Here is a 24,542-nt window from a genome sequence, read left to right on the forward strand (position 1 = left end):
ATCCGGCTCGGCGACCCGCCCGCAGAGTCGGCTGAAAAAAATCTGGAGATCGTGTGAACCGTGGTCTCCGATGCGGCGTCTTTCATGTGGAGGCCCGACGGGAGCGGGGCGTCGGGCCTCCTTCTTATTTCCGGGGGCGCGTCCGACACCACACCTCCGGGAGGTCGCTGTGGCCGGTTGGCCCAGTCTCGGTCGCGTCGATGACCGCCGGTTGGCGCAGGAGCTGCGCGCCGGCGACGCCAACGCGCTCGCGCAAATATACGACGTCTACGCGCCACGTCTGTTCGACTACTGCCACGCGTTGCTGCGCGACGAGAACCTGGCGGCGTACGCGCTCCACGATTCCCTGATCGCCGCACTGGTGCACATCGACAAGCTGCGCGAGCCGGAGCGGTTCCGCAGCTGGCTCTACGCGCTCGTGCGCAACGAGTGCCTGCGGCTCCTCCGCGATCCGGAGACCCCGCAGGAGCGAAACCCGGCCGCCGAGGAGGCCGACGACACGTTCCTCGACGCCGAGGAGCGGCGGCGCCGCCTGGAGACCCGCCGGCTCGTGCAGAGCGCCCTCGCCGGGCTGCCGGGCCGGCACCGCGAGGCGGTGGACCTGGCCGTCCGCCACGAGCTGTCCGCCGAGGAGCTGACCGGCGTTCTCGGCGTCTCGGCACAGCAGGCGATCGAGCTGGTCGCCGAGTCCCGCGACGAGCTCGAGGACGCCCTCGCCGCCGCCGTCATCGCGCGCACCGGCCGGGACGACTGCCCGAGCGTCGCCGCGCTGGTCGACGAGCACGAGTGGCCGCTGCCGCCGGAGGTCTCCCGGAGGCTCGTCCGGCACACCGTCTCCTGCCCGACCTGCCGGGAGCGCCGCAAGCGCAAGGTGTCGACGAACCGGTTCCTGCAAGTGCTGCCGGTCGCGGCGCTCCCCTCCGGCCTGCGCGAGGCCGTCCTGTCCCTGGCCGCCGCCCCGGACCGGCACGAGACCCGGATGCACCTCGCGCAGCGCGCCGAGCCGTTCGACGCCTGGGGCTGGCCGGCGAACGCGGAACGCGTCCGGCCGGCCCACGAGGACGCGCGGAGGGGTGTGCCCCCGCTGTGGCCGGCCGTGGGCGCCGCCGCGTGCGTGCTCCTGGTGGCCGGCGCGATCTTCCTGGTCACCGGAGGCTCGTCCTCCCGGCACCCGTCCGGCGACGCGCGGCGCCCCGCCGCGGCCGGGACCGCCGGCCCGTCCGACAGCCCGTCGGCCGAGGACAGCCCGGACTCCCCCGACCCGTCCCCGACGTCCACGACGCCGACGCCGACCCCCACGCGTACGTCCAGGACGCCGACGCCGACACCGTCGAGGCGGAAGGCGACGCCGCGGCCCACCCGCAGCCGGACGCCGACCACGAGCCCGACCCCGGGCACGCTCGTCGTCGCGTCCACCGGGACCGGCGACTCCCGTACGGTGAAGCTCACCGCGCGGGGCGGCACCGTACGCTGGTCGGCGAGCCGGGGACAGTACGTCAACCTCACCGGCCCGACGAGCGGCAGGCTCGCGGCGGGGCAGTCGGCCGTCCTGTCGGTCACGGCCGACACGATCGCCGCGTGCGCCGCGCTCCCGCCCGTGGCGAAGTCCGGTGTCTCCTTCTCCCCCACGGGCGCGGTCGCGCTCTCCTGGACCTGCTGAGGCGGTCCGATCACCGGAGGGAGTGACAAGGCCCTTACGGAACGCGCGGGTGTGGTGCCAAGATTCGCGACATGACTCCTGACGTCGCGACATTCCGAGCCGCCCGCGACTTCCTGCTGGCGAACGCCGAAGACTACGAGACCGCCTACCGGGGCTTCCGCTGGCCGGACGTCATCGGATTCAACTGGGCGCTGGACTGGTTCGACGGCGTGCTGGCCGCCGAGACCCCCGACCGGCCGGCCCTGTGGATCGTCGAGGAGGACGGCTCCGAGCTGAAACTGACCTTCGCCGAGCTGGCCGACCGGTCGAGCCGGGTCGCCGGCCGGCTGCACGAATGGGGCGTACGCCGCGGCGACCGGATCCTGCTCATGCTCGGCAACCAGGTCGAGCTGTGGGAGACGATGCTCGCGGCGATGAAGCTCGGCGCCGTCGTGGTCCCGGCGACCACCCTGCTGACAACGGACGACCTGCGCGACCGGATCGAGCGCGGCGGCGTCGCCCACGTCGTGACCGGCGCCGCCGACACCGCGAAGTTCGCGGGCCTGGAGGGGGACTGGACGCGGATCTCCGTGGGCCCGGCCGAGGGCTGGCTGACGTTCGCCGACGCGTACGGGCACGAGCCGTACGACGCCGTCGGCGAGACGACGCACGCCGGCGACACGCTGCTGCTCTACTTCACCTCCGGGACGACCGCCAGCCCGAAGCTGGTCGAGCACACCTACGCCTCGTACCCGGTGGGGCACCTGTCGACGATGTACTGGATCGGCCTGCGACCCGGTGACGTCCACCTCAACGTCTCCTCGCCGGGCTGGGCCAAGCACGCGTGGAGCAACGTCTTCGCGCCGTGGAACGCCGGGGCCTGCGTGCTGGTCCTGAACTACACGCGGTTCGGCGCGCCCGCGCTGCTGGAGGTCATGCGGCGGTGCGAGGTGACGACGTTCTGTGCGCCGCCGACGGTGTGGCGCATGCTGATCCAGGAGGACCTGACGGCGTGGCGGCTGAGCCTGCGTACGGCGGTCGCGGCGGGCGAGCCTCTCAACCCGGAGATCATCGAGCAGGTCCGCGAGCAGTGGGACCTGACGGTGCGCGACGGCTACGGCCAGACCGAGACGACGGCGCAGGTCGGCAACCCTCCGGGGCAGCCGCTGAAGCCGGGATCGATGGGCCGTCCGCTGCCGGGCTACCGGATCGTGCTCGTCGATCCGGTCAGCGGGGAGCCCGCCGACGAGGGAGAGGTGTGCATCGACCTGGCGGAGCGCCCGCTCGCGCTGATGGCCGGGTACCGCGACCACGCCGGGCGGACCGACGAGGCGATGTCCGGCGGCTACTACCACACGGGTGACGTCGCCTCGAAGGACGCCGACGGCTACGTCACGTTCGTCGGCCGCACCGACGACGTCTTCAAGGCCTCGGACTACAAGATCTCACCGTTCGAGCTGGAGAGCGTGCTGCTCGAGCACGACGCGGTGGCCGAGGCCGCCGTCGTGCCCGCCGCCGATCCGGTGCGCCTGGCCGTGCCGAAGGCGTACGTCTCCCTCGCGGCCGGGCACGAGGCGACGGCCGAGACCGCGCGCTCGATCCTCGCCCATTGCCGGGAACGGCTCGCCCCGTACAAGCGCGTGCGCCGCCTGGAGTTCGGCGAGTTGCCGAAGACCATCTCCGGGAAGATCCGGCGGGTCGAGTTGCGGGGCCTGGAGGGCGAGGAACGCCACGCCGGTGAGTACCGCGAGGAGGACTTCCCGGACCTGACGACCTGAGGGGTTTCGGTCACTCAGCGTCAGGGTTTCTCGCACAACACGGAAATCGATCACTGCCCGTTGTCAGCTATGCCACATTTGCTACCAAAACTGGCGTATCACGGTTTGATTGGTGGCAGGATGCGTAAACCAGTGATGCCTATGGGGCGTCTGTGTCCATTTTGGCGAGCACAACGGGAGGATCAGTGGCCGGGTGGCCGACGATCGACAGGGCCGATGACCAGCGGCTGGCACAGGCTCTGCGAGCGGGTCACACCACCGCGATGGCCGAGCTCTACGACGCCTACGCGGCGCGGCTGTACGACTACTGCCACGTGCTGCTCCGCGACCAGGAGCTGGCCGCGCAGGGTCTGCAGGACTCTCTGATCATCATCCAGGAACGCATCGGATCGCTGCCGGACGCCCGGCTGTTCCGGGGATGGCTGTACGCCGTGACGCGGGCCGAATGCCTGCGCCGCCGCGCCGAGTCGGGGATCCCCGAGAACCGGCAGAAGGCGCGCGAGGCCGAAGGGCTCGTGGAGACGGACGAGTCGACGCGCCGGCTGGTCCACGCCGCGCTGATGGTGCTCGGCGGCCAGCAGCGCGAGCTCCTCGACCTCGCGCTGCGGCACGAGCTCGACCCGCACGAGCTCGCCGAGATCCTCAACATGACGCCGCAGAACGCGTCGGTGCTCCTCGAACAGGCCCGCAACGACCTGGACGACGCGTTCGCGGCCGTCGTCGTCGCGGCGACCGGGCGCGACGACTGCCCCAGCGTCTCGGCGCTGGCCGGCCCGGAGGGCCGGCCGCTGGACGCCGACACCTGCGGCAGGCTGGCGCGCCACATCGGGAACTGCCCGATCTGCGGGCTGCGCGCCAACCGGAAGGTGGCGACCGCCCGGCTGCTCCACGCGATGCCGATCGCCGCCGTGCCGGAGGACATGCGACCACGCGTGCTCGGCATGGCGACGCCCCAGTACGCCGACATGCGGGCGACGGTCGCGATGCGGTCCGACCCGCCGACGCCCGCACCCGACTACGAGCCCGACGACGAACCACGCCGCAAGGCGGGCGTGTGGGTCGCCGTCGGCGCGGCCGCCTTCGGCATCCTGGTCCTCGCGGGGATCTTCCTCGTACTGCCCGGCTCGGGCGGCAAGGAGAACTCCGGCAACCAGGCCGTCGCCGCTCCGCCCAGCGACTCGCCGAGCGGTTCCCCGTCCGATTCGCCGGGCAGCGCGTCGCCGTCCAAGAGCAAGAAGTCGGACACCCCCACGCCGACGCCGACGCCGTCGAAGAGCAAGACCCCGAAGCCGAAGCACAGCTCCCACTCGCCCGGGACGACCACTCCGACCGAGACGTCGCCCGCGCAGCCGCCGACGACCACGGGCACACTGTCCGTCTCCGGATGCGACATGGGGTGGTCGAGCCACTGCAGCGTGACGGTGACCGCGCAGGGCGGGTCCGTGCACTGGGCCGTCAGCGGGACCAGCGGGGCCGTCAAGGCCGGTGGCAGCGGCGACCTCGGCGCCGGCGAGTCGGCCCATGTCACCGTGTCCCGCACGTACCAGGGCATCTGTATCGGCGGCGGCAGCGGCTCGGTGTCCTTCTCCTCCGGCGCGTCGGCCGGCGTGAAGTGGAACTGCTGACGGTTCCGGGCACGGTCCCGGTCGCACTGATCGAGAGCGGCTGATGACGCCGAGCACGGTCCCGCCGCTCTGATCGCGAACCGCTGACGGGGCCGAGCACGGTCCCGTCCCGCTGATCGGGCACCGGCGACCTGGCCGCCCGAGATTTCGGTCGCCCCTGACCGGAGCGCCTCCGGTGCCGGAACGGGCCGTGCGGCACTGTCACCATGAACACATTCATCGCGGAAGACGGCGAATATCCGGCCCGTTGATGGCAGGATTCGTGAACCGTACGGTACGCCTGGGACGACCGGGCTATGGGGGACACGAACCGATCAGCGGGGAGGATCAACGTGGCCGGTTGGCCGGGTATCGACAGGGCCGATGACCAACGGCTCGCACGGGCACTCGAGGCCGGCGACACCAACGCCCTCGCTCAGCTGTGCTCCGCGTACGTCGCGCGGTTGTTCGACTACTGCCACGTCCTGCTGCGCGACCAGGAGACGGCGGCGCAGGCCGTGCACGACTCGCTGATCATGGTGCGGGAGCGCATCTCCGCGCTCCCCGACCAGCGGCTGTTCCGGGGATGGCTGTACGCCACGACCCGCGCCGAGTGCATGCGCCGGCGGGCGGAGCTCCCGGCCGAGCGCCGGCGGGCGCCGGAGGCCGACGCCGAGGGCGGCATCGACGAGGCGACCCGCGCGCTCGTGCACGCCGCCCTGCTGGCGCTCAGCGGACAGCAGCGTGAGGCGCTCGACCTCGCCGTACGGCACGACCTGGACGCCGAGGAGGTCGGCCTGGTCCTGTCGAAGACGCCGCACGAGGCGTCGGTGCTGGTCGAGCAGGCCCGCAACGACCTGGACGAGGCGTTCGCGGCCGTGGTCGTCGCGGCGACCGGGCGCGACGACTGCCCCAGCGTCCCGGCCCTGGCGGGCCCGCCCGGACAGCCGCTGGACGCGGTGCGCTGCGTAACGCTGGCGCGGCACATCGCCGGCTGCCCCATCTGTGCCCTCCGGGTGAACCGCGACGTCCCCACGGCGCAGCTCCTGCGCGCCATGCCGGCCGCCGCCGTCCCGGAGAACCTTCGCGGCCGCACCCTGGCCACGGCGTTCTCCCCGGAGCACGCCCCGGCCAGGGCGACGATCGCGATGCGCCTCGATCCCCCGCCGCCCCCGCCACCCGCCGCGTCGGAGCCCGGGGAGCGGTCGCGGAAGGCGTCGCGCGTATGGGTCGTCGCCGGAGCGGCGGCCTGCGCGGTCCTCGTCCTGTGCGGCTTCCTCCTCGTGTCACCCGGGTCGAGCGGAAAGCGACCCGCCGGCGGCCACGCCGCCGCGGCCGCCCCCGGCGACTCTCCGTCCGAGGACGGAGGCACGTCCTCCCCTTCCGCCGACGTCTCACCGACCGCCAAGAGCGGCTCGCCGACGCCGTCCACCACCCCGACGCCGTCCGTGACCCCGACGCCGTCCACGACGAGCCCGACGGCACTGCCCACGCACCACGCGCGGCCCGGCCACCATCGGCCGCCCTCGTCGGCACCCTCCCCCCAGCAGCCGGGCAGCCTCGCGGTCAGCGGATGCTCCATGGAACACGACGATTACCAGTGCCAGGTGAGACTGGTCGCCGTGGGAGCCCCCGTGAACTGGGCCGTCGCCGAAACCAAGGGCGTCAGCACGGGTGGCAGCGGCACCGCGTGGCCGAACCGTCCCGTGTACCTCAACGTCAGCCGCCCGCACGAATGGTGCTTGGGCGATGGCAGCGGACAGGTCTTCTTCTCCACGGGCCAGGTCGCCCAGGTCACCTGGACCTGCTGACCACACGCGGAGCTCTCCACAGGAGGTGCCGACGGGTCGTACCGTTCCATATCGGGACGGCGGGATGATCGACTGGTTCCCGGCGACGGTCGCCGAGTGGCCATTCCGGCCGCCCGGCCCAGCCCGTACGGTCGGCGTCATGGACCTGTCTGCCAAGAAGGCGCTGCTGCGCGCCCTGCACGAGGAACACCGACCCCTGATCCTGCCGAACGCGTGGGACGCGGCGAGTGCCCGCGTCCTCGTGGACGCCGGGTTCGCGGCCATCGCCACCGCCAGCCACGCGGTGTCCGCGAGCCTCGGTTACGACGACGGCGAGGCGGCGCCGCCCGAGGAGATGTTCGCCGCGGCCGGCCGGGTGACCCGTAGCGTCGACGTGCCGGTCTCGGTGGACGCCGAGGCCGGGTACGGCCTGCCGGCGGCCGAACTGGCCGACCGGCTGCGCGAGGCCGGAGCGGCGGGCTGCAACTTCGAGGACACGTTGCACGGCGGACCGGCCGAGGCGGGCCGCGTCCTCGCCGACGTCGAGCGGCAGGCCGAGCGGATCGCCGCGCTCCGGGAGGCCGACCCCGAGCTGTTCATCAACGCCCGGGTCGACGTGTACGGCAGCGGGGCGATGCCGGACCTGTCGGACGCCGAACGCCTCGAGGAGGCGGTCCGCCGCGCCCATGCCTACCTCGACGCCGGCGCCGACGGAATCTTCACGATCATGGTCGCCGACGAGGCGGTGATCGCCGCTCTCGTCGAGCGGATCCCCGCGCCGCTCAACGTGCTGCACCACCCCGGCATGCCCTCCCTCGCCCGGCTCGGCGAGCTGGGGGTCCGGCGGGTGACGTTCGGGCCCGGTCTGCACAGTGCGACGCTCGGCCTGCTGGGCCGCCTCGCCGAGGGCCTCCAGGCCGGTGAGGCCCCGGACGTCCTCACCTCCTGAGGGACTCTCAGCGAGCGGCCTGACCGTACGGGCGCGACGGCGAGGCCCCGGGCCGCCGCCGAAGTCTCGGCAGGCGGCCCAGCCGCACGAGCGGCGGGGCGGTGTCGGATCTCAGCGGGCGCCGTCGTCGAGGGTGCGGTGGGCGCGGTCGAGGAGGATCGGAACGGACGCGCCGATCCCCTCGAAACCCTCGCCCACCGTCGCCTTCTGCAGGTACCGCACGTGGATGCCCTCGAGCACGACGGCCAGCTTGAAACAGCCGAACGCCACGTAGAAGTCCAGGTCGGTGAGGTCGTAGCCGGTGGTCGCGGCGTAGCGTTCGGCGAACTCGCGGCTCGACAGGAACCCGGGCGCCGTCGTGACGGTCGAGCCCACCGGGATCGATCCGCGCTCGTCGTCGCCGGGATCGGTCCAGTACACCAGTGTCAGGCCGAGGTCGGACAGCGGGTCGCCGAGGGTCGACATCTCCCAGTCGACGACCGCGGCGATCTCGGGCTCCGGCCGGAGCCGTACGAGCGCGTTGTCCAGCCGGAAGTCGCCGTGCACCAGGCCGGTGAGCCCGTCGCCGGGCAGGCGGGTCGTGAGCCGCTCGACGAGCCGCTCGTACGAGGCGCGGGTGGCGTCGGGGAGGGTGGGGTCGGCGGGGACGGACGCGTCCCACTGCTTGCGCCAGCGGGCGAGCTGGCGCGCCATGTACCCCTGGGGACGGCCGAATCCGGCGAGCCCCGCCTTCTCGACGTCGAGGGTGTGGATCGCGGCGAACGCGTCCGCCAGGCGCTCGCTGAGGGCGCGGGCCTCCTCGGGCGTGACGTCGGCGGCGTCCTCGACGGTGCGCAGTACGCGGCCGTCGACGTGTTCCATGAGGTAGAAGGGCGCGCCGATGACGTCCTCGTCCTGGCACAGCGCCAGCGGCGTGGGCACCGGGACGTCGGTGCCGGCCAGCGCGGACAGCACGGTGTGCTCGCGGCGCATGTCATGGGCGGTGGGCAGTACGTGGCCGAGCGGTGGGCGGCGCAGCACGACGCGCCGGTCGCCGAGGCGGATGAGGTAGGTCAGGTTCGACCGGCCGCCGGCGAGCAGCTCGATGCCCGAGATCGGACCGCCGCTCGACAGGTTGTCCGCCAGCCAGGACGACAATCGCGGAACGTCGATCCCGGGAACTCCGGCGACCTGCTCGATCATGGACCCTCCACTCCGTTCCATGGCGACGCGCCGGGTGACGTTCGCCGGTCACGCGCCTATTAGAACGCGACTCGGTCTCGGGACGCCAACCGGCCCCGTCCGGCCGGATCCGGCCCCGGCGGGGTACCGGCGTGTCACCAGGGGTAGGCATTCGGCCCGTTGGGGTATCAGAAAGGCGAAAGGTGACCGTTACCCCAAATGTCCTATCAGTGGGACAAACTTCCTAGTCAGCGGAACACCATCCGGGCACGGATCCGACCCGATGGAGGGAAACCGATAGTGGCCGACGCTTGGCTGCCTGGAGCCGGACGCCTGCACACCGCGCATGACGGTGGATCGCCCAAGGGAGGCGCGCCCCGTGCGGTCTGGCACACCAGCGAGAACGACCCGCACCAGATCTCCGCACGCTCGGTGGCTCAGCGTCTGGATCATGAGGGCCTCAGCGCCCACCTCGTATGGAACCCTTCCACCGGCGAGATCGTGCAGATGGTGCCCGCCACGCGGGCGGCCAAACTGCTTTCCGGCGAGGTCGGCCGAGAGGGCCGCTCGTGTTTCCAGATCATGGTCGTCGGGTTCGCCCGCGAACCGTTCACGGCGGGTCCGCTGAAGGGCCTGGAGAGGATCGTCGGCTGGCTCGACGGCTGGCGCGTGCCGCGCCGCTGGCCCGCCGGCGAGCCGCTCCCCCGGCCGGAGGCGTACGACGCCGTCCGCGAACGCCGGCCCTGGGCCCGCGGCGGGCACTACGGGGCGTCCCAGGTGCCGGAGGCGACCTCCTCGGACCCCGGCCGGATCGACATCCGTAAGATCACCGGCCCGGAGGCACCCATGGGAATCCCGCGACCTCGGATCCCCCCGAGTGAGGAGACCGGACCGGCCGACCCGGACGAACTGCTCAGCCGGCGGCCGCACGCGCTGGGCCGGATAGAGCCTCCCGGACCAGCGCACGCACCAGCGAGCAGCCACTCCTGATCTGCGCGAGCGTGGCACTGCCGTACCCGAGCTCGAGGCCGTGCACCGCCGGCGGTCCGTCGAACCGCCGGTCCAGTGTGGCGAGCAGGACGCCGCGCTCCGCCGCGCGCTCGACGACCCACACGGCGACGTCCCGGGGCAGCGCGACCACGATGTGGAGCCCGGCGGTGTCCCCCAGAAGCGGAAGGTGGCCCAGCGCGTCGACGACGGCCGCGCGCCGGCGCGCGTACTCCGCCCGCATCCGCCGTACGTGGCGGTCCAGGTCACCGCGTTCCAGGAGGATGCGCACGGCCTCCTGCGGCACCACCGCCGTACGGTCGTTGACCTGCTCGCGCACGTCCGTGATCGCCTCGACGAGGTCGGGGCGCCCCACCAGCCAGCCGACGCCGACGTCGGGCGCCAGCGTCTTGGACGTGGTGCCGAGGTAGACCGTCACCTCCGGATCCAGCCCGTACAGCGCGGGAAGCGGCGCCACGTCGTACCGGAACTCGCTGTCGTAGTCGTCCTCGGCGATCAGCGCGCCGTTGCGACGCGCCCACGCCAGCAGCGCCTGGCGGCGGGGCACCGGCAGCCGGCCGCCGAGCGGGTACTGGTGCGACGGCGTGGTGTAGACGATGCGCAGCCCGTCGGGGATCGCGTCGACGATCAGGCCGGACTCGTCCACCGGGCACGGCACCACCTCCGCGCCCCGCATGGCCAGGGTCGACCGGGCCTTGGTGTAGCCCGGCTCCTCGACGCCGACCCGGTCGCCGGGTCGCAGGACCACCGCTCCCAGCAGATCCAGGCCGTTCGTCGCGCCGCGGGTGACGAGCACCCGGTCCACCGGGCACGTCACGCCGCGGCTGCGCCGCAGGTAGTCGACGAGCGCGGCGCGCAGGCCGGGCAGGCCGCGCGGATCCGGCCGTCCCGCCGGGGGCACGGTCGCCGCGAGCCGCCAGGCGCGCCGCCACGCGGGCGTGTCCAGCCCGTCGACCCACGGCATGCCGGGCCGCAGGTCGATGGCCGCCCCCTCGCCCCGGGACCGGTCCTCCGGCACCGGCCTGAGGGCGCGGAGCGACCCGGCGCGCGGCGGCGCGATGTCGGCCACGTAGGTGCCCGAGCCGTGCCGGCCCTCGATCCAGCCCTCGGCGTACAGCTGCTCGTACGCCTCCGTGACGACGGTGCGGCTGACCTCCAGCGCGGACGCCAGCGCCCGGCTGGACGGCAGCCGCTCCCCCGCCTTGAGGCGCCCGTCGTTCATCGCCGCGCGCAGCTGCCCGCCGAGCTGGACGCTGAGGGGCGTCCCGGCCCCACGGTCGACGGTGAGCGGCAGGTCGAACTGGTCCCGCGACAAAGTGGTTCCCTTGTTCCGCAACGAAGTGGCCATACTGGACAGGCCACTTCGACCTTATCGTCATGGCCATGACGACTTCCGCACCGCATGACGCGACCTCTCCGGGCGGCCAGGCGCTGTCGGGGCTGTCCGGCACCGAGCGCACGCGTGTCCGCCGTCTCTCCGAGCGCGGCGCCACCGACCGGCAGGCGCTGTACGAGGTCCTCGACGCCGGGCGGATCTGCCACCTCGGCGTGATCGTCGACGGGAGTCCCCGGGTCCTGCCGACCGGATACGGGCGGGACGGCGACACCCTGTACCTCCACGGTTCCACGGGCGCCGCGAGCCTGCGCGCGGGCGGCGAGATCTGCGTCACCGTCACCCACCTCGACGGCCTCGTCCTGGCCCGCTCGGTCTTCCACCACTCGATGAACTACCGCAGCGCCGTGATCTACGGCCAGCCCCGGCTCGTCACCGACCCGGAGGAGAAGCTCTCCGGGCTCCGCGCGGTGGTGGAGAACCTCGTGCCGGGCCGCTGGGACGCCGCCCGGCAGCCGACCCGCAAGGAACTCGCCGCGACGGCCGTCATCGCCCTCTCGCTCGAAGAGGCGTCGGTGAAGATCCGGCAGGGACCGCCCTCCGACGACGACGAGGACTACGAACTGGACGTCTGGGCGGGCGTGCTCCCGGTACGCGAGGTCCTCGGGGACCCGGTCCCCGACCCACTGTTGCGGCCCGGCATCGGGTATTCCAAATAGTGATATGAGCCACATACTCTGACCCCATGACTCCTGCGGGCTGGTACCGCGATCCGTACGGCAATCCGGGTCTCCTGCGGTGGTGGGACGGTCACCAGTGGACCCAGGCGACGCAGCCCACCGGCGAAGCCTGGGAAGGGCAGCAGACGGTCGGCGAGGGCCGGCAGGCCACCCAGGAATGGGACGGCGCTCAGCCCACCGGCGAGGGCCGGGAGACGCCCCAGGGCTGGAGCGGCGTCCAACCGCCGGGTGGGGGACAACAGGCCACGCAGGAATGGGGCGGTGCCCAACCGCCAGGTGGGGGACAGGGCTGGATCGGCGCCCAACCCCCGGGCGAAGGGCAGCAGGCCACCCAGGGCTGGAGCGGCGTTCAATCCCAGGGGGAAGGGCAGCAGGGCTGGAGCGGTGCCCTCCAACCCCCGGGCGAAGGGCAACAGGCGGCCGGCCAGGGCTGGGGTGGTGTTCAGCCCGCGGGCGGAGGCCCGCAGGCCTCCTGGGAGTGGAGCAGCGCCCCGCCGACGTGGGCACAGAGCGCGCCCGCGCCGTCCGCCGGCCGCCGCTCCCGGCTCCCCCTCCTGGTCGGCGGCGGTGCGGCAGTTGTGATCATCATCACGGTCGTCGCGGTCCTGTTCGCCACCGACGTCTTCGGCGGAGGCAAGGGCGGCCGCTCCCCGGTCACCGGGACGATCACCGACGCCCAGGCCGGGATCTCCTACGCGAATCTGGGCGGAAAGTGGCACACCGAGGCCGTCACGGCCACGAGCCCCCTCGGCAAGCTGGGCTTCGACCAGGGAGAGGCCGCCCAGGTCATGGCCGACTACCAGAACGGCCAGCCGTACCTCGCGAGCGTCTACGGCGGAGCGGCCACCGACACCACCGCCGTCCCGCCGGAGACCGAGGCCAAGGCGCTTCTGGCGGCCTTGGAGCCGGTCGCCTACCCGGCGCACACGCGCCAGGACCTCACCTCCGCCTCCCACCCCGTCGACGGGCACGACGGCTGGCTCCTGAAGGTGAAATTCACCTTCCCACAGGCAAAATCCCAGGGCTGGAACTTCCGTACGGAGACGGCCGCGATCCTGATCGTCGACCGCGGGAACGGCCGATCGCCTGCGGAGTTCTACGTCTCGATCCCCGACAGCCACGGACACCAGGGCGACCTCGATCTACTCCTGTCCTCACTCAAAGTGTCCTGACAGGACTTATGGTGAAGGTCATGAACGACCGGCTGGTCTGGATCGACTGTGAAATGACCGGGCTCGACCTGCAGCGCGACGCGCTGATCGAGATCGCCGCCCTGGTGACCGACAGTGAGCTCAATATCCTCGACGCGGGCATTGACCTGGTGATCAAGCCGCCTCAGGAGGCGGTGGAGCAGATGTCGCAGGTGGTACACGACATGCACACGACCTCCGGGCTGCTCGAGGCGCTGCCCGGCGGCATCACGCTCGCCGAGGCCGAGGACCGCGTCCTCGAGTACGTCCGCGCCCACGTCCCCGGGGTGAAGAAGGCTCCCCTGTGCGGCAACTCCATCGCGACCGACCGGTCCTTCCTCGCCCGCGACATGCCCGCCCTGGACGCCCACCTCCACTACCGCATGATCGATGTGTCCTCGATCAAGGAATTGGCCCGCCGCTGGTACCCACGCGCGTACTTCGCCAGCCCGGTCAAAAAGGGCGGCCATCGGGCCCTCGCCGACATCACCGAGAGCATCACCGAACTCCGCTATTACCGGGAGACCGTCTTCGTCCCACAACCGGGTCCCGACTCCGAGACGGCACGCGCCATCGCGACGAATATCGGTGACCGATGAGGTCCGAGGAACCGCTACACTTCATCAAGCCGCCTAGTGCGGACATGGTGGGTGTAGCTCAGTTGGCAGAGCACCAGGTTGTGGTCCTGGGTGTCGGGGGTTCAAGTCCCCTCACTCACCCCACTACGACGGCCCCAGCGCGCACGCGCCGGGGCCGTCGCCCTTTTCCGGCCCACCCCGACCTTCGACGTCCCGCCCTCACCCGGGTCCGGCTCCCCGCCGAAGGCGCCCGGGTCGGTCTTCCACCGGACACCATCCGGGCCCGTCCCCCCTCGGACACCACCCGGTACGCGCCCCGCCGTGACAGGCGTCCCCCGGAGGCAGGATGAATTCCGAAGGTCCGCTCCCCCTACGGGTCATGGTCGTCGACGGCGACCCCACCCTCCTCTCGTTGCTGGAGGACAGCGACGAGTTGGACGTGGTCAACGAGCCCGGTGATGCCGCCGAGCCCGCAGACGCCTTGGAGGCCGCCGAACGCCTCCGACCCGACGTCGTGATCCTCGGCCCCGAGTTCGCGGCCCACACGGCCCCTCTGAGCCGCAGAGCCCGCGTCTTCGTCGTCTGCAGCGAGCCCACCGCCGCCTCGGCGGCCCTCCGCGACGGCGCGACCGGTCACCTCACCCCCGGCCGGTTCACCGCCCGAGAACTGCTCCAGGTCTTCCGCGACGCCGGCCGCGACGACCTCGACCTGTCCGCCCGCGAAGCCGAGGTCATGGACCTCATCGCCAGCGGCCGCTCCAACGGCGAGATCGCCCGCGAGCTGTTCCTCAGCGAGAAGACCGTGAAGAACCACGTCAACCGCATCTACGCCAAGCTCCGGGTGGGCTCACGAGCCGCCGCCATCACCCTCTGGCAGGCCCGCCGACAACCCCTGTGACCTGGGCCTCCGACGGTGTGGATCATTCGATTCGCAAGCAGGGCAAGGGGGCTGCTAAAGTTACGGACGTCGCAAGCGCCGTTAGCTCAATTGGCAGAGCAGCGGACTCTTAATCCGCGGGTTCGGGGTTCAAGTCCCTGACGGCGCACCGGCAGTGACGGCGGCGATGCCCTACACGGGCATCGCCGCCGATCTTGTATGGGGCCGAGCTGAGGCCGTTGTGAGGCCCGAATCCGGACGACCTGTTCAGGTTATTTCGCACGTCCCTCTCCATGGCGAAGGCGAGCAGGCCAAGCCGCGCGCCGAACCTTTCCTGTTCGACGCATCGCAGGGTGTTCAGTCGGCTCTTTCCGTGAGCTCGGTCGACGACAGTGGGCCCGGGTGAGCCGATGATCTCGGGGACCGGTCGTCAGATCCGGGGTTTGTGTCGTCGGCGGCGGTGAGGCCGGCCGATCTGACGCCCCGGATGAGCCTGCGGGCTTGTGGGGCTCGAAAACCTCAGTCAGGGCTGCTGACCTGCAGCGTTACCGCCCGATCATCGTGGCCGATACGGCAGGATCAGCGCTCGTGCTGGCCTCGTTTCTGTATAAGTCGATCATTCGCTCCGCGACCGCGACACCAAATTCACCGCCGGGTTCGACGACGTGTTCGCGTCGGCCGACATCGAGATCATCAAGACGCCTCCGCGGGCACCGCGGGCGAACGCGATCGCCGAACGCTGGGTGGGCACCGTCCGCCGCGAATGCACCGGCCGAATGCTGATCTTCGGTGAGCACCATCTGCGGGTCGTGCTCACCGAGTACACCCGGCATTACAACGCACACCGTCCCCACCGATCGCTCCAGCAGCACGCACCCGAACCTCCATGCGCAGCGGATATCCAACACGCACGGGTCACCCGCCGGAAGATCCCCGGCGGCCTGATCAACGAATACTCGCAGGTCGCGTAGCCAAACCGAAGTTTTCGAGCCCTACAGGGTTCTGCTGCGACCACGCTCAGGGACCGTAGACCTACTGAATGTAGCGAAAGTTGGGTCCCGGGGATCTGTCGGGAGCCGAATCCGACATGACAGGGTAGCCCGATCCCAGAGAAGCCGCCACGAGCCAGTAAATCATCATAAGGAGGTCCCCGACCTTGCCGAAGAAGACAACGATGAAAGCTCTGATCCACTCGGTGATGGTCACGGGAGGCCTGGTAGCGACGCTGACTCCTGGCGTCTCCGCGCAAGCGCAAACCAGTCCTGCCCCAACGGCTACAAGTTCCACGGTCTACGCAAAGGCCGGATGCCGCGATCACAAGAGCAAGTTGACCCTACCCAAGGAAAAGCCCAAGGGCGTAAATGTCTGGGGCTACATCCACTCCTTCTACAATGAGTACGGAATTTCCTGCAAGACTTCCTATATCTGGCTCAAGGTCACCGACACGGCCAACGACAGCAAGAAGGCCTACGTCAAAATAAAGGCCAGAAGTTGCGACAACGGCTGCCACACATTCTACGACGAAAAAAGAGCGCCGGGCGGCAAGGGGAAGAGCGCCACCATTACATACTACCCGGTTGGATACATAGGCTGGTTCAAAGGCTGCGTCGATAACGACAGCTGGGGAACTAAATCCAAGTGCACTAAATACAAGGTCATGTACAATTACCACTAGAGGATACCCTGGCCCGGAGCGTTACCGATGAAGTAGGGACTCCGGGCTCCACGAGGTAGCGACTCTGGACTCGTCCGCGACTCCCAAGCTCTTAATCCGCTGGTTCGGGGTTCAAGTCCCTGACGGCGCACCGGCAGTGATCGGCGGCGATGCCCCACACGGGCATCGCCGCCGATCTTGTATGGGGCCGAACTGAGGCCGTTGTGAGGCCCGAATCCGGGCGACCTGTTCAGGTCAATTGAGGCGTCCGTGAGTAGTGCGAAGGCGGGTGGGTCAAGCCGCGCGCCGAACCTTTCGTGTTCGGCGCTTCCCGGGCGGACGAAACCGGGCGGCCTTGCGGGCCGCGCCGATGGCGGCGGTCTTCTCCGTCAGGGCCGCTGCCCGCCGGTCGAGCGCGACCGGAAACTCTCGAATCGACGCGAAAGCTAACAAAACTCCCTCCCAGAACCTGCGGAACGTTCGACCGGGATAGGGAGAAGGTTCCACCCACCGCCCCGTCGTCATGTTGAAGCGGAAAGGTCCTCGGGTTCCCCGGGCAGGTTCGTGGCGGGTGGTGGGTCTGGTTCCGGGGTGCGTAGTTCGTGGAAGGCGTCACGGACGAGTCGGCAGGAGCGCAGCAGGTCCGCGAGGGCGGCAGGGAGCCGGGCGGCGGCGTGCAAGATCAGTACGGCGGTGCCGATCAGGGTGAGGATCGTGGTGGCCATACCCCGACGGTCGCCTCGTCGGTTGTTCGGTCGCATCCGGCGCGCGCAAGTCGCGAAGACCCGCTGGAAACGGGCGGTGGGGGATCTAGGCTCGGCGGAGAGACCGAACAGCATGCCGGACAAAGGGCTGGTGGGCGGCGTGGTCGACCCGGACCGGATCCAGACACGCTCTGACCTGCATGCTGCGCTCCGGAGCATGTTCGAGACGTTCGACGGCAGCTATGACGATCTCGTCAACGGCCTCGGGGTCGGGAGGAACACCGCCCACGATTGGGTCTCTGGCAAGAGCTTGCCGCGCTGGGATTCACTCAAGATCGTTCTGCCCCGGTTCGGGATCCCGGCGAGCGGCCTTGCGGCGTGGCGGATGGCTCACTCCCGCGCCGCGGCGCAGCCGCGGCGCGGGCGAACCGGGCCGGGCCATCCGTTGGCGGACTACACCGATCCGTTCGCGCTGGAGGTGCACCCGCCTTTCCGCGTCGATGCCCCTACCTTGCCGCTCCTGCCCGAGTACCAGCCGCGCGCGCACGACGCCGAGTTGTCGGCGGCCGCAGCTGAGGCGGCGACAGGGGTGAGCGGGATGGTCGTGGCAGTGGGCGAGTCGTCGTCGGGGAAGACAAGGGCGTGCTGGGAAGCGTTGGAGGTACTGCGAGCGGACGGTGGCTGGCGGCTGTGGCGCCCGATGGACGCGGCCGAGGCTCTGGCAGGCCTGCCGAAGGTGGAGCCGCGAACGGTGGTCTGGCTGAACGAGGCGCAGCTGTATTTGAGGGACCCCGCAGTGGGCGGACAGGTCGCCGCGGAGCTGAACAGGCTGCTGGACGACCGACTGCGCGGTCCCGTACTGGTGTTGGGGACGCTCTGGCCCCAGCACTGGAAGGAGCTGACCTTCCGCACCGTTTCCGGCGAGCACGAGCAGGTGCGGCGGGTGCTGGAACGCAGGACCGTGAGCGTGCCTGACGCGTTCACCGAGGCCGAGGTACGCGTGCTGGCCGAGCGCGCGTCTGTTGACCCGAGGCTGCATCAGGCCATCACGGGGGCCGCCGACCGGCGGATCACTCAGTATCTGGCTGGGGTGCCGCTGCTGCTGGAGCGGTACCGCCAGCTGGGCGTGGTCTCCACCGCGCTCATCCACGCGGCGATGGACGCCCGCAGGCTGGGGCACGGCCCCGCCTTGCCGCTGCCGTTCCTGGCCGACGCGGCCCCCGGCTACCTGTCCGACGACGACTGGAGCGTGGTCGGGGGTATGTGGGACGTTCGGCTGGCCGAGGCCTTGGCCGACTGCGAGCAGCGGTGCAACGGGATCCGAGGCCCGCTCACCCGCCTCACGCCACGGCCGGGCGATGCCGGAGGCTCGCCTGAGGGGCAGGTCCACCTGCTGGCCGACTATCTGGAGCAGATCGGCAGAACCACGCGCGCCGATCTTCTGCCACCGGCCGGGTTCTGGGTGGCGCTGGCCCGCCACGGCCACCCCGACGACCTCCGGGCGGTGGCGGCCGAGGCGGATGGACGCGGCCTGTACCGCCAGGCTGCCGTCCTCGACGTGCAGGCGGTCGCACGAGGAGGAAGCGGCAGGGCTGAGAACCTGCTCAACCGGCTGGCGCTGGTCGACCCCGCAGGGTTCGCCGAGGCGGCCGAGTGGGTCGCGACCACCGTGACACTGACCAGACCCCGCGACATCGCCGACCTGGCCGACGGCCTCTGGCAGCACAACGCTCCCCCGGCCGGCCGGGCAGCCGATCTGCTGGCCCGCCGTGTCCTCGGCCGTCTGCGTGAGCGGCCTGAGCTGCTGCGGCCCTTCGAGAAGGCGGTCTGCCGGCTGCTGCTGGCGCTGGACGAGCTGGGCGGTGACACCGCGGAGCTGGCGACCCACGTGGCCGACCACGCAGCGCAGGCCAGCCTCGCAGGACAGCTCTCGCTGATCTGGGCGCTGTCGACGACAGACGAATGTGAGCAAGCCGCCGCTGCGATAGGCGCGGTGGGCATGGCCGCAGCGCTGCGGGCGAACCCAGCGGATGTGGCGGTCGTCGCCGAGGTTCTCGACGCTCTGTCACGTGCGGGGGCGAGGGAGGCGATCGAGGTGGTGGCCGCTCGGGCCGTGGCCAGTGCCGACCTCACCTCCGTCGCGGTCCTCGAACCCCTGCTCACGGCTCTGCTGAGGGCGGGAGCGCCCGAGCACACGACCGTACTGCTGGAACGCGCACCGGCCTGCGGTCCCATCTCGAAACTGACCGGTGACCTCCTGGACCTTCTGCACCGGTGGGGGGACCGGGACGCCGTCACCGCCCTGGCGGCCAGAGCGGCGGCCGAGACCGACCCCACCGATCACGACACCGCCATCTCCATGATCAAGACCCTGGGTGTGGTCGGCGCGGACGACCAGGCCACCGTTCTCACCAAGCGGGTGACGGCCGCGCTCGACCGCACCGACCCTGCCACCGTCACCGCACTGCTCGAGAAGCTCAGCTACGCCCAGCAGGACCCCGCGTTCCTCAGCCGCCCGGGTGCGGAACCACGGAGCCACCCCTCGATGACCGCCGCGATCTACGCGGTCCTGGCCCTGCACCCCGAACTGTCGGTGGACCTCACCCACCCCGGCCCCGTCGCCGAGCTTCTGACAATGCTCCACGACGCGGAACTGGACCTGGCGGTGCGGAAGCTGCTGAGTCGCGACCCGGCAGGGCATGCCGACCTCACCGACACCACCGGGGTGGCCGCCCTGATGGACGCGCTCGTCCGCGTGGGAGCCGACGACCAACTGGCCGTTCTGCTCGCCGGCGACCCGGGCGGCCGGGCCGACCCCTCAGACCTCGAGGCAGCGGCCGTCCTGCGGCACGCGCTGCGCCGCGCGGGCGCGGACAGCGCGGCCGCGGTGCTCGAGGCACGGGCCATTCAGCACGTGGACGCCACCGACACCGCCTTCATCGCCTACCACCTGTGCATGGACACCCCGCTGGCCGTCGCCGTCGACCTGCTCATCGCCGCCCACCCCGGACGCCACGCCGATCTCAGTAGCCCGGCAGCGACCGCTCACCTGCTCGCCATGCTGACTGGAGTCGGCGCGACGGAGGAGGTGCGCTCACTGCTGGACCGTGACCCTTTCGCACACCTGAACGTGGCCGGCCCAAGTACCACCGCCGAGGTTCTGAACGCGCTCGCCGCCGTGGGTGCCGCCGAGCAGATCAACGCGGTGCTCGCCCGCGACCCTGCGGGCAAGGCCGCCATCGAGGAACCACGACCGGTCTGTAGCCTGCTCCAGGCGCTCAACGCCGCGGGTGCCACCGACGCGGTGGCCGCTCTGCTGGCCCGTGATCCCGCGGCACACGTCACCCTCACCGATGCGCGCGCGATCCGTGACCTGCTGGGCCTCCTGGACGCGGCAGGCGCCCGCGAACGCGCCGACGCGCTTGCTGTCCGCGCCGCCAATGCCGGGCACTTCTCACTGCTCATCGCCCGGGACACTCGGTACCGGCTGGACAGGGTGGCCGAAGGCCGACCGCCGGCAGGATATTTCCAGAGCAACGAGTTCAGCTTCGGCAGAACTCAGGACGGACAGCCGACGGGAAGATGGACGTGGCGGGGCCTCGGCAGGCCGTAGTGATAAAGATCGCGATGGTCCATCTGAGCCTGTGGGGTACGGAGACAGCCTTGACGCTTCCTTTTATAGGTCCAACTGCGGGCGATCAGCTCCCGGTGCCAGCGCAGCAGAGTCGTCGGCGTCACGAAGAAGACCGGCCACGAGGGGCGGGGCAACAGCCGCGACAGGGCCGCCGGCAGGACACGAGAGCACTGCCGCTCCACGGGTTCTGCGCTCTGGCCCGTGAGGTTCTCATGACCGACTGAAGTGCTCCGCTGGCAACGGATTGCGACGTGAGGCCCGGCAGGCCGCGGTGGTGAGGCCGCTGCCTGCCGGGCCCGCGCCGGTCAGCCCAGCCGTCAGTTGACGGTGCTTCCCCGGTAGTAGTACTTAAGGATCCTGGAGTAGCTCCAGCCCGCTCTGGCCTTGTCGCGAGAGCCGTACTGCGACATCCAGTTCCCGTCGACCCAGCCGCTGCACGCCGTTGTGGTGGAGCAGTACTGGGCCTGCAGGATCTTCCCGTTGCGGGTCATTCGGATGCTCCACGTCGCGTCCACCGCGGCGTTCGTCGACGCCTTCGCGGAGCCGGGTCTGTACACCTGGCTCGCCGTGGTGTCGGTGACGTCGTAGCACTGGCCCCACGGCGTCTTGCTCGCCGAGTGCAGCGCCCAGTACCAACCGAAGCTCTTGACGGCCATCGCCCCGGCCCGGAGGGACTCCCTCGGCCAGCTCGGCACCCACTCGTTGGGCAGGACGTTCTTGACGTAGGTCTTGAACGCCACCCGGTCCACGCGCCCGAGGGACACCCGGTACACGAGGATCGTCGTGGGCAGTTTGCTGTTCGTGCCGTCGGTCTTGCACCCGGTCGGCGGCGTGGAACTCAGGAACCGGTGCGAGGCGTTCTGGTTTTTCAGGCCGGAGTTCAGGTTGCCTTTGGAGCCCGGCTTGAAATCCTGATACCTGCCGCCGTAGTTGCTGTTGAAGTAGACGCGGACGGTCTTGCTGCTGCGATTCCAGACCGAGGCGGCGCTGTTCTTGACGCACTTGCCCTTGCCGGCTCCCGAGCCCTTGAAGTCGAAGCATGAGGGCTGCTTGGCGCCGTAGTCGGCGACCGAGCCGGTGAAGTCCGAGACCGATCCCTTGTTGTTGCTGTTGAAGTAGTAACAGAACTCGCCGCTTTCACACACGCCGTTGCGGCTCGCCGCCGAGGCGGGCGACGCGGTGGCGAGCACCGCCCCACCGAGCGCCACTGCGGCGGTCGCTGCCGCGAGTCGCGCGACCAGCCGTGCAGTTCGTGTCGACACGGTTTCCCTTCGCTGCAGTTAGCGGCCGCAGCGCGCTACCGGACGTTGTAGCCCTGGGAGATCCAGAACGAAGTCGGGTTCGGGTTGTCCAGGTGGGGGTCGCCGACGCTGACGGCCGCGCGCGTCTGCCGTCCGAGGCGCATCTCGACGTGGGTGTGCGCGGCCGAGCTGGACGACACCCCATGCCACGACTCGTCGGCGATGATCTGGCCGCGGCTGATCGTCTGGCCCACGCGCAGGGAGGACCGCGGAGCGGAGTGCAGGTAGATCACCGTCTTGTTCGACGAGGCGTTGTAGACGGAGATCGTGGAAAGCCCGCCACTGCCGGTGCGCCCACGGGCAAGGTAGATGATCTTGCCGCTCACCAGGGCGTGAACATCCGAGCCGACACCACGGGAGATGTCGATGCCTTCATGTCGGCCGGGGGTGGTGGTGTAACCGTCGAAGCCGCAGGTGATCCGGCCGCCGCCGGCCTTATACAGCGCGTACGACATGTTCGTGCGGGATGACGGCGCGAACTGGTGCGAGGCGTTCTGGTTTTTCAGGCCGGAGTTCAGGTTGCCTTTGGAGCCCGGCTTGAAATCCTGATACCTGCCGCCGTAGTTGCTGTTGAAGTAGACGCGGACGGTCTTGCTGCTGCGATTCCAGACCGAGGCGGCGCTGTTCTTGACGCACTTGCCCTTGCCGGCTCCCGAGCCCTTGAAGTCGAAGCATGAGGGCTGCTTGGCGCCGTAGTCGGCGACCGAGCCGGTGAAGTCCGAGACCGATCCCTTGTTGTTGCTGTTGAAGTAGTAACAGAACTCGCCGCTTTCACACACGCCGTTGCGGCTCGCCGCCGAGGCGGGCGACGCGGTGGCGAGCACCGCCCCACCGAGCGCCACTGCGGCGGTCGCCACGGTGAGGATCTTGTTGAGCGTTCTCATGCTGTTCTCCTTCTTGGTCGTAGCCGGGGATTTCGGGCGGGTCAGCGCTTGTACTCCTCCCAGGTGTGGATGGTGACCTTCGGTCCGTCGTCGGGGCCGCGGTTGGCGAGCCCGTTCTGGCCGAGGTAGTAGTCGCCGATCTGGTGCTGGGCCTGGGAGGAGAGGTCGGTGTCGTTGATGGCGGCGGCGTGGATGTGCCAGGGCCAGTTGCCTTGGTTGGGGTTGCGCACCCATGCGGCGAAGCCGACACGGCGCAGGGCGCGGGTGACGGTGATGCGGGTGGCCGAGCTCATTCCCTTGACGTTGACGTCGATGACGCCGCCGCCGTCGTGGGTGCCCGCGGAGGTGGGGTCACCGCCGGGGTTGTAGGAACCCTGGTCCAGGACGAGTTTGCGGCCGAGCAGCCGTTGTGCCTCGTTCAGCATGGTCCGGGTGCGGGTGTTGATGACGAACTTGCCGACGTGCACCCGGGCACCGGGCCCGATGACGTGGGTGACCGTGAAGCGTCCGGCTCCGAGCTTGACGAGCGATGTCTTGCCCGGCAGGCCGTTTGCTTGGAGCCCCTTGTAACCGAGCGACTTCTGATACTTCGCGAAGGCGGTGACGGTTGTGGTGCCGAAGTACCCGTCCACCCACTTCTTGTCGAGCAGGTGCCGGTCGCGCAGCGCCCGCTCCACGAGGAGCACGCTGGCCTTGGCGCCGGGGGTCAGTTTGTTGTCGGGCCGCCGCGGGTCGATCTGGGCCGCCTTGACGACGGCTTCCATGTTCACGCTCGGAAGGGCCTTTGAAAGGGCCTTGCCGTGGGTCGTTTGTGCCGCCGCCTCGGCGGCTCCGGTCAGGGGGACGAGCAGGGTGGCCGCCGTGAGGGCAGCGGCGTATGAGGACAGCTTCATTGCTTCTCCTGGTCGCAGGTGGGGGGCGATGCCGAAGCGAAGATCACTGGGCCCTTCCACCCTGAAGTTGCAGGTGGGGCCTCTTGTGAGCCGGCTTGGGGGCGCTCGTGCAGAACTACGTCGTCGTGACGTTGACCGCGCGGTTGGGTTCGTCGCCGGCGTCGTAGTACAGGTAGACGTGACTGAGTGTGTTCACCGGTGACGTCACCGCGTAGGTGTCGATGAGGGAGCCGGAGCAATCTCAGCGCCGGCGTACGCCGCGGGTGACACGGCCAGGGTGGCCCCCGCCACGGCCGTGAACGCGGCGGCGACCGCCGCGTCACGGACGCGCAGACCCGTGGTTTCCTTCGTCCTCAGCAACGTTCGCTGGTCTTGGCGGACGCTCCGTCCGGGATCCAGCCGATCGCCTGCGTGCAGTGCGCGAGAGTGTTGGCGCCGAGCGACCAGATCTCCGTTGATTTGGACCTGCACTGGGTGCCTTCCAGCGAGTTGCTGGTGTTGTCGCCGACGGCGACGCAGGCGTTCCAGGAACTATGCGTGCTGCGATATCCCGACCAGACGTATAGATAGGCCCAGTTCTTGCCACAGCCCTTGTACTGCTTGACCGAGGCGAATGTCGTGCCGCCCGAATAAATGTGTGCGGTCGTGCCGATCTGCACGGCGCTGGAGCACCCAGGAGCTGATCCGGCGTAAGCGACGGCGGGAATCCCCACGACCGCGGGCACGGCGAGGAGACCGGCCAGCGCCGCCTTCGCGAGCTTCATGATTTCGATCGACCCTTCTGTTCGAGATCCGCCCTAGCGCGGACGCGACAAGCCAGCGAGG

The 24,542-nt window shown here is 70.2% G+C and carries 20 protein-coding genes and 2 tRNA genes; 15 read left to right on the forward strand and 7 right to left on the reverse strand.

From position 1 onward, the window contains the following. Positions 1 to 70 precede the first annotated feature (70 nt). From ACQP2O_RS42100 to ACQP2O_RS42120, 5 genes are all read left to right on the forward strand, one after another. The gene (locus ACQP2O_RS42100) at positions 71 to 1,660 is read left to right on the forward strand and encodes an RNA polymerase sigma factor (protein WP_433174803.1); all 1,590 of its coding nucleotides are present in this window, start codon (positions 71 to 73) and stop codon (positions 1,658 to 1,660) included. Between the two features lie 71 nt (positions 1,661 to 1,731). Further along, a complete protein-coding gene (locus tag ACQP2O_RS42105) occupies positions 1,732 to 3,417 on the forward strand; it encodes an AMP-binding protein (protein WP_433174804.1) in 1,686 nt (561 codons plus the stop codon). Between the two features lie 185 nt (positions 3,418 to 3,602). After that, positions 3,603 to 5,042, forward strand: a complete 1,440-nt coding sequence (locus tag ACQP2O_RS42110; protein WP_433174805.1) for a sigma-70 family RNA polymerase sigma factor — start codon at positions 3,603 to 3,605, stop codon at positions 5,040 to 5,042. A 332-nt stretch (positions 5,043 to 5,374) separates the two neighbouring features. Next, positions 5,375 to 6,832 (forward strand): hypothetical protein, encoded by a 1,458-nt coding sequence (locus ACQP2O_RS42115; RefSeq protein ID WP_433174806.1) that lies wholly within the window; start codon positions 5,375 to 5,377, stop codon positions 6,830 to 6,832. 139 nt (positions 6,833 to 6,971) lie between these two features. After that, a complete protein-coding gene (locus ACQP2O_RS42120; protein ID WP_433174807.1) occupies positions 6,972 to 7,760 on the forward strand; it encodes an isocitrate lyase/PEP mutase family protein in 789 nt (262 codons plus the stop codon). A 111-nt stretch (positions 7,761 to 7,871) separates the two neighbouring features. Here ACQP2O_RS42120 and ACQP2O_RS42125 read toward each other — a convergent pair whose 3' ends face one another. Then, positions 7,872 to 8,942: a phosphotransferase family protein gene (locus ACQP2O_RS42125; protein ID WP_433174808.1), complete on the reverse strand. Its 1,071-nt coding sequence runs from the start codon at positions 8,940 to 8,942 to the stop codon at positions 7,872 to 7,874. A 279-nt stretch (positions 8,943 to 9,221) separates the two neighbouring features. Between ACQP2O_RS42125 and ACQP2O_RS42130 the strand changes: the two genes are divergently transcribed. Then, positions 9,222 to 9,911 carry a hypothetical protein gene (locus ACQP2O_RS42130; protein WP_433174809.1) on the forward strand — a complete coding sequence of 230 codons (690 nt, stop codon included), beginning with the start codon at positions 9,222 to 9,224 and terminating at the stop codon, positions 9,909 to 9,911. Here the strand turns inward: ACQP2O_RS42130 and ACQP2O_RS42135 are convergent. After that, positions 9,835 to 11,244, reverse strand: a complete 1,410-nt coding sequence (locus ACQP2O_RS42135) for a PLP-dependent aminotransferase family protein (RefSeq protein ID WP_433174810.1) — start codon at positions 11,242 to 11,244, stop codon at positions 9,835 to 9,837. The genes ACQP2O_RS42130 and ACQP2O_RS42135 overlap by 77 nt on opposite strands. 68 nt (positions 11,245 to 11,312) lie before the next feature. Between ACQP2O_RS42135 and ACQP2O_RS42140 the strand changes: the two genes are divergently transcribed. The 8 genes from ACQP2O_RS42140 (at position 11,313) to ACQP2O_RS42175 (ending at position 16,322) form a co-directional block, all read left to right on the forward strand. Then, complete coding sequence (locus tag ACQP2O_RS42140) at positions 11,313 to 11,981, forward strand: pyridoxamine 5'-phosphate oxidase family protein (RefSeq protein WP_433174812.1); 669 nt, start codon at positions 11,313 to 11,315, stop codon at positions 11,979 to 11,981. A gap of 26 nt (positions 11,982 to 12,007) precedes the next feature. Next, the gene (locus ACQP2O_RS42145) at positions 12,008 to 13,174 is read left to right on the forward strand and encodes a DUF2510 domain-containing protein (protein ID WP_433174813.1); all 1,167 of its coding nucleotides are present in this window, start codon (positions 12,008 to 12,010) and stop codon (positions 13,172 to 13,174) included. A gap of 20 nt (positions 13,175 to 13,194) precedes the next feature. Continuing rightward, positions 13,195 to 13,791, forward strand: a complete 597-nt coding sequence (gene orn, locus ACQP2O_RS42150) for an oligoribonuclease (protein WP_433174815.1) — start codon at positions 13,195 to 13,197, stop codon at positions 13,789 to 13,791. A 47-nt stretch (positions 13,792 to 13,838) separates the two neighbouring features. After that, positions 13,839 to 13,914: transfer RNA gene (locus tag ACQP2O_RS42155), tRNA-His, on the forward strand. A 202-nt stretch (positions 13,915 to 14,116) separates the two neighbouring features. Next, complete coding sequence (locus ACQP2O_RS42160) at positions 14,117 to 14,668, forward strand: response regulator transcription factor (RefSeq protein ID WP_433174816.1); 552 nt, start codon at positions 14,117 to 14,119, stop codon at positions 14,666 to 14,668. Between the two features lie 75 nt (positions 14,669 to 14,743). Beyond that, positions 14,744 to 14,816: transfer RNA gene (locus ACQP2O_RS42165), tRNA-Lys, on the forward strand. A 496-nt stretch (positions 14,817 to 15,312) separates the two neighbouring features. Beyond that, positions 15,313 to 15,618, forward strand: a complete 306-nt coding sequence (locus ACQP2O_RS42170) for an integrase core domain-containing protein (RefSeq protein WP_433174817.1) — start codon at positions 15,313 to 15,315, stop codon at positions 15,616 to 15,618. A 203-nt stretch (positions 15,619 to 15,821) separates the two neighbouring features. Next, complete coding sequence (locus ACQP2O_RS42175) at positions 15,822 to 16,322, forward strand: hypothetical protein (protein WP_433174818.1); 501 nt, start codon at positions 15,822 to 15,824, stop codon at positions 16,320 to 16,322. Between the two features lie 500 nt (positions 16,323 to 16,822). Here the strand turns inward: ACQP2O_RS42175 and ACQP2O_RS42180 are convergent, their stop codons facing one another. Next, positions 16,823 to 17,026, reverse strand: a complete 204-nt coding sequence (locus ACQP2O_RS42180; RefSeq protein WP_433174819.1) for a hypothetical protein — start codon at positions 17,024 to 17,026, stop codon at positions 16,823 to 16,825. 112 nt (positions 17,027 to 17,138) lie between these two features. Between ACQP2O_RS42180 and ACQP2O_RS42185 the strand changes: the two genes are divergently transcribed. Next, complete coding sequence (locus tag ACQP2O_RS42185; protein WP_433174820.1) at positions 17,139 to 20,618, forward strand: hypothetical protein; 3,480 nt, start codon at positions 17,139 to 17,141, stop codon at positions 20,616 to 20,618. A 338-nt stretch (positions 20,619 to 20,956) separates the two neighbouring features. On the opposite strand, the gene ACQP2O_RS42190 is transcribed toward ACQP2O_RS42185, so the two are convergent. From ACQP2O_RS42190 to ACQP2O_RS42205, 4 genes are all read right to left on the reverse strand, one after another. Beyond that, the gene (locus ACQP2O_RS42190) at positions 20,957 to 21,901 is read right to left on the reverse strand and encodes a peptidase inhibitor family I36 protein (protein ID WP_433174821.1); all 945 of its coding nucleotides are present in this window, start codon (positions 21,899 to 21,901) and stop codon (positions 20,957 to 20,959) included. Positions 21,902 to 21,936: 35 nt separating this feature from the next. Next, the gene (locus tag ACQP2O_RS42195; protein WP_433174822.1) at positions 21,937 to 22,824 is read right to left on the reverse strand and encodes a peptidase inhibitor family I36 protein; all 888 of its coding nucleotides are present in this window, start codon (positions 22,822 to 22,824) and stop codon (positions 21,937 to 21,939) included. Between the two features lie 41 nt (positions 22,825 to 22,865). Next, complete coding sequence (locus ACQP2O_RS42200; RefSeq protein ID WP_433174824.1) at positions 22,866 to 23,717, reverse strand: peptidoglycan-binding domain-containing protein; 852 nt, start codon at positions 23,715 to 23,717, stop codon at positions 22,866 to 22,868. Positions 23,718 to 24,070: 353 nt separating this feature from the next. Beyond that, the gene (locus ACQP2O_RS42205) at positions 24,071 to 24,481 is read right to left on the reverse strand and encodes a hypothetical protein (RefSeq protein ID WP_433174825.1); all 411 of its coding nucleotides are present in this window, start codon (positions 24,479 to 24,481) and stop codon (positions 24,071 to 24,073) included. Positions 24,482 to 24,542 lie beyond the last annotated feature (61 nt).

Origin of the sequence: Actinoallomurus sp. CA-150999, assembly GCF_050942425.1 — a bacterium.
Lineage (GTDB): Bacteria > Actinomycetota > Actinomycetes > Streptosporangiales > Streptosporangiaceae > Actinoallomurus.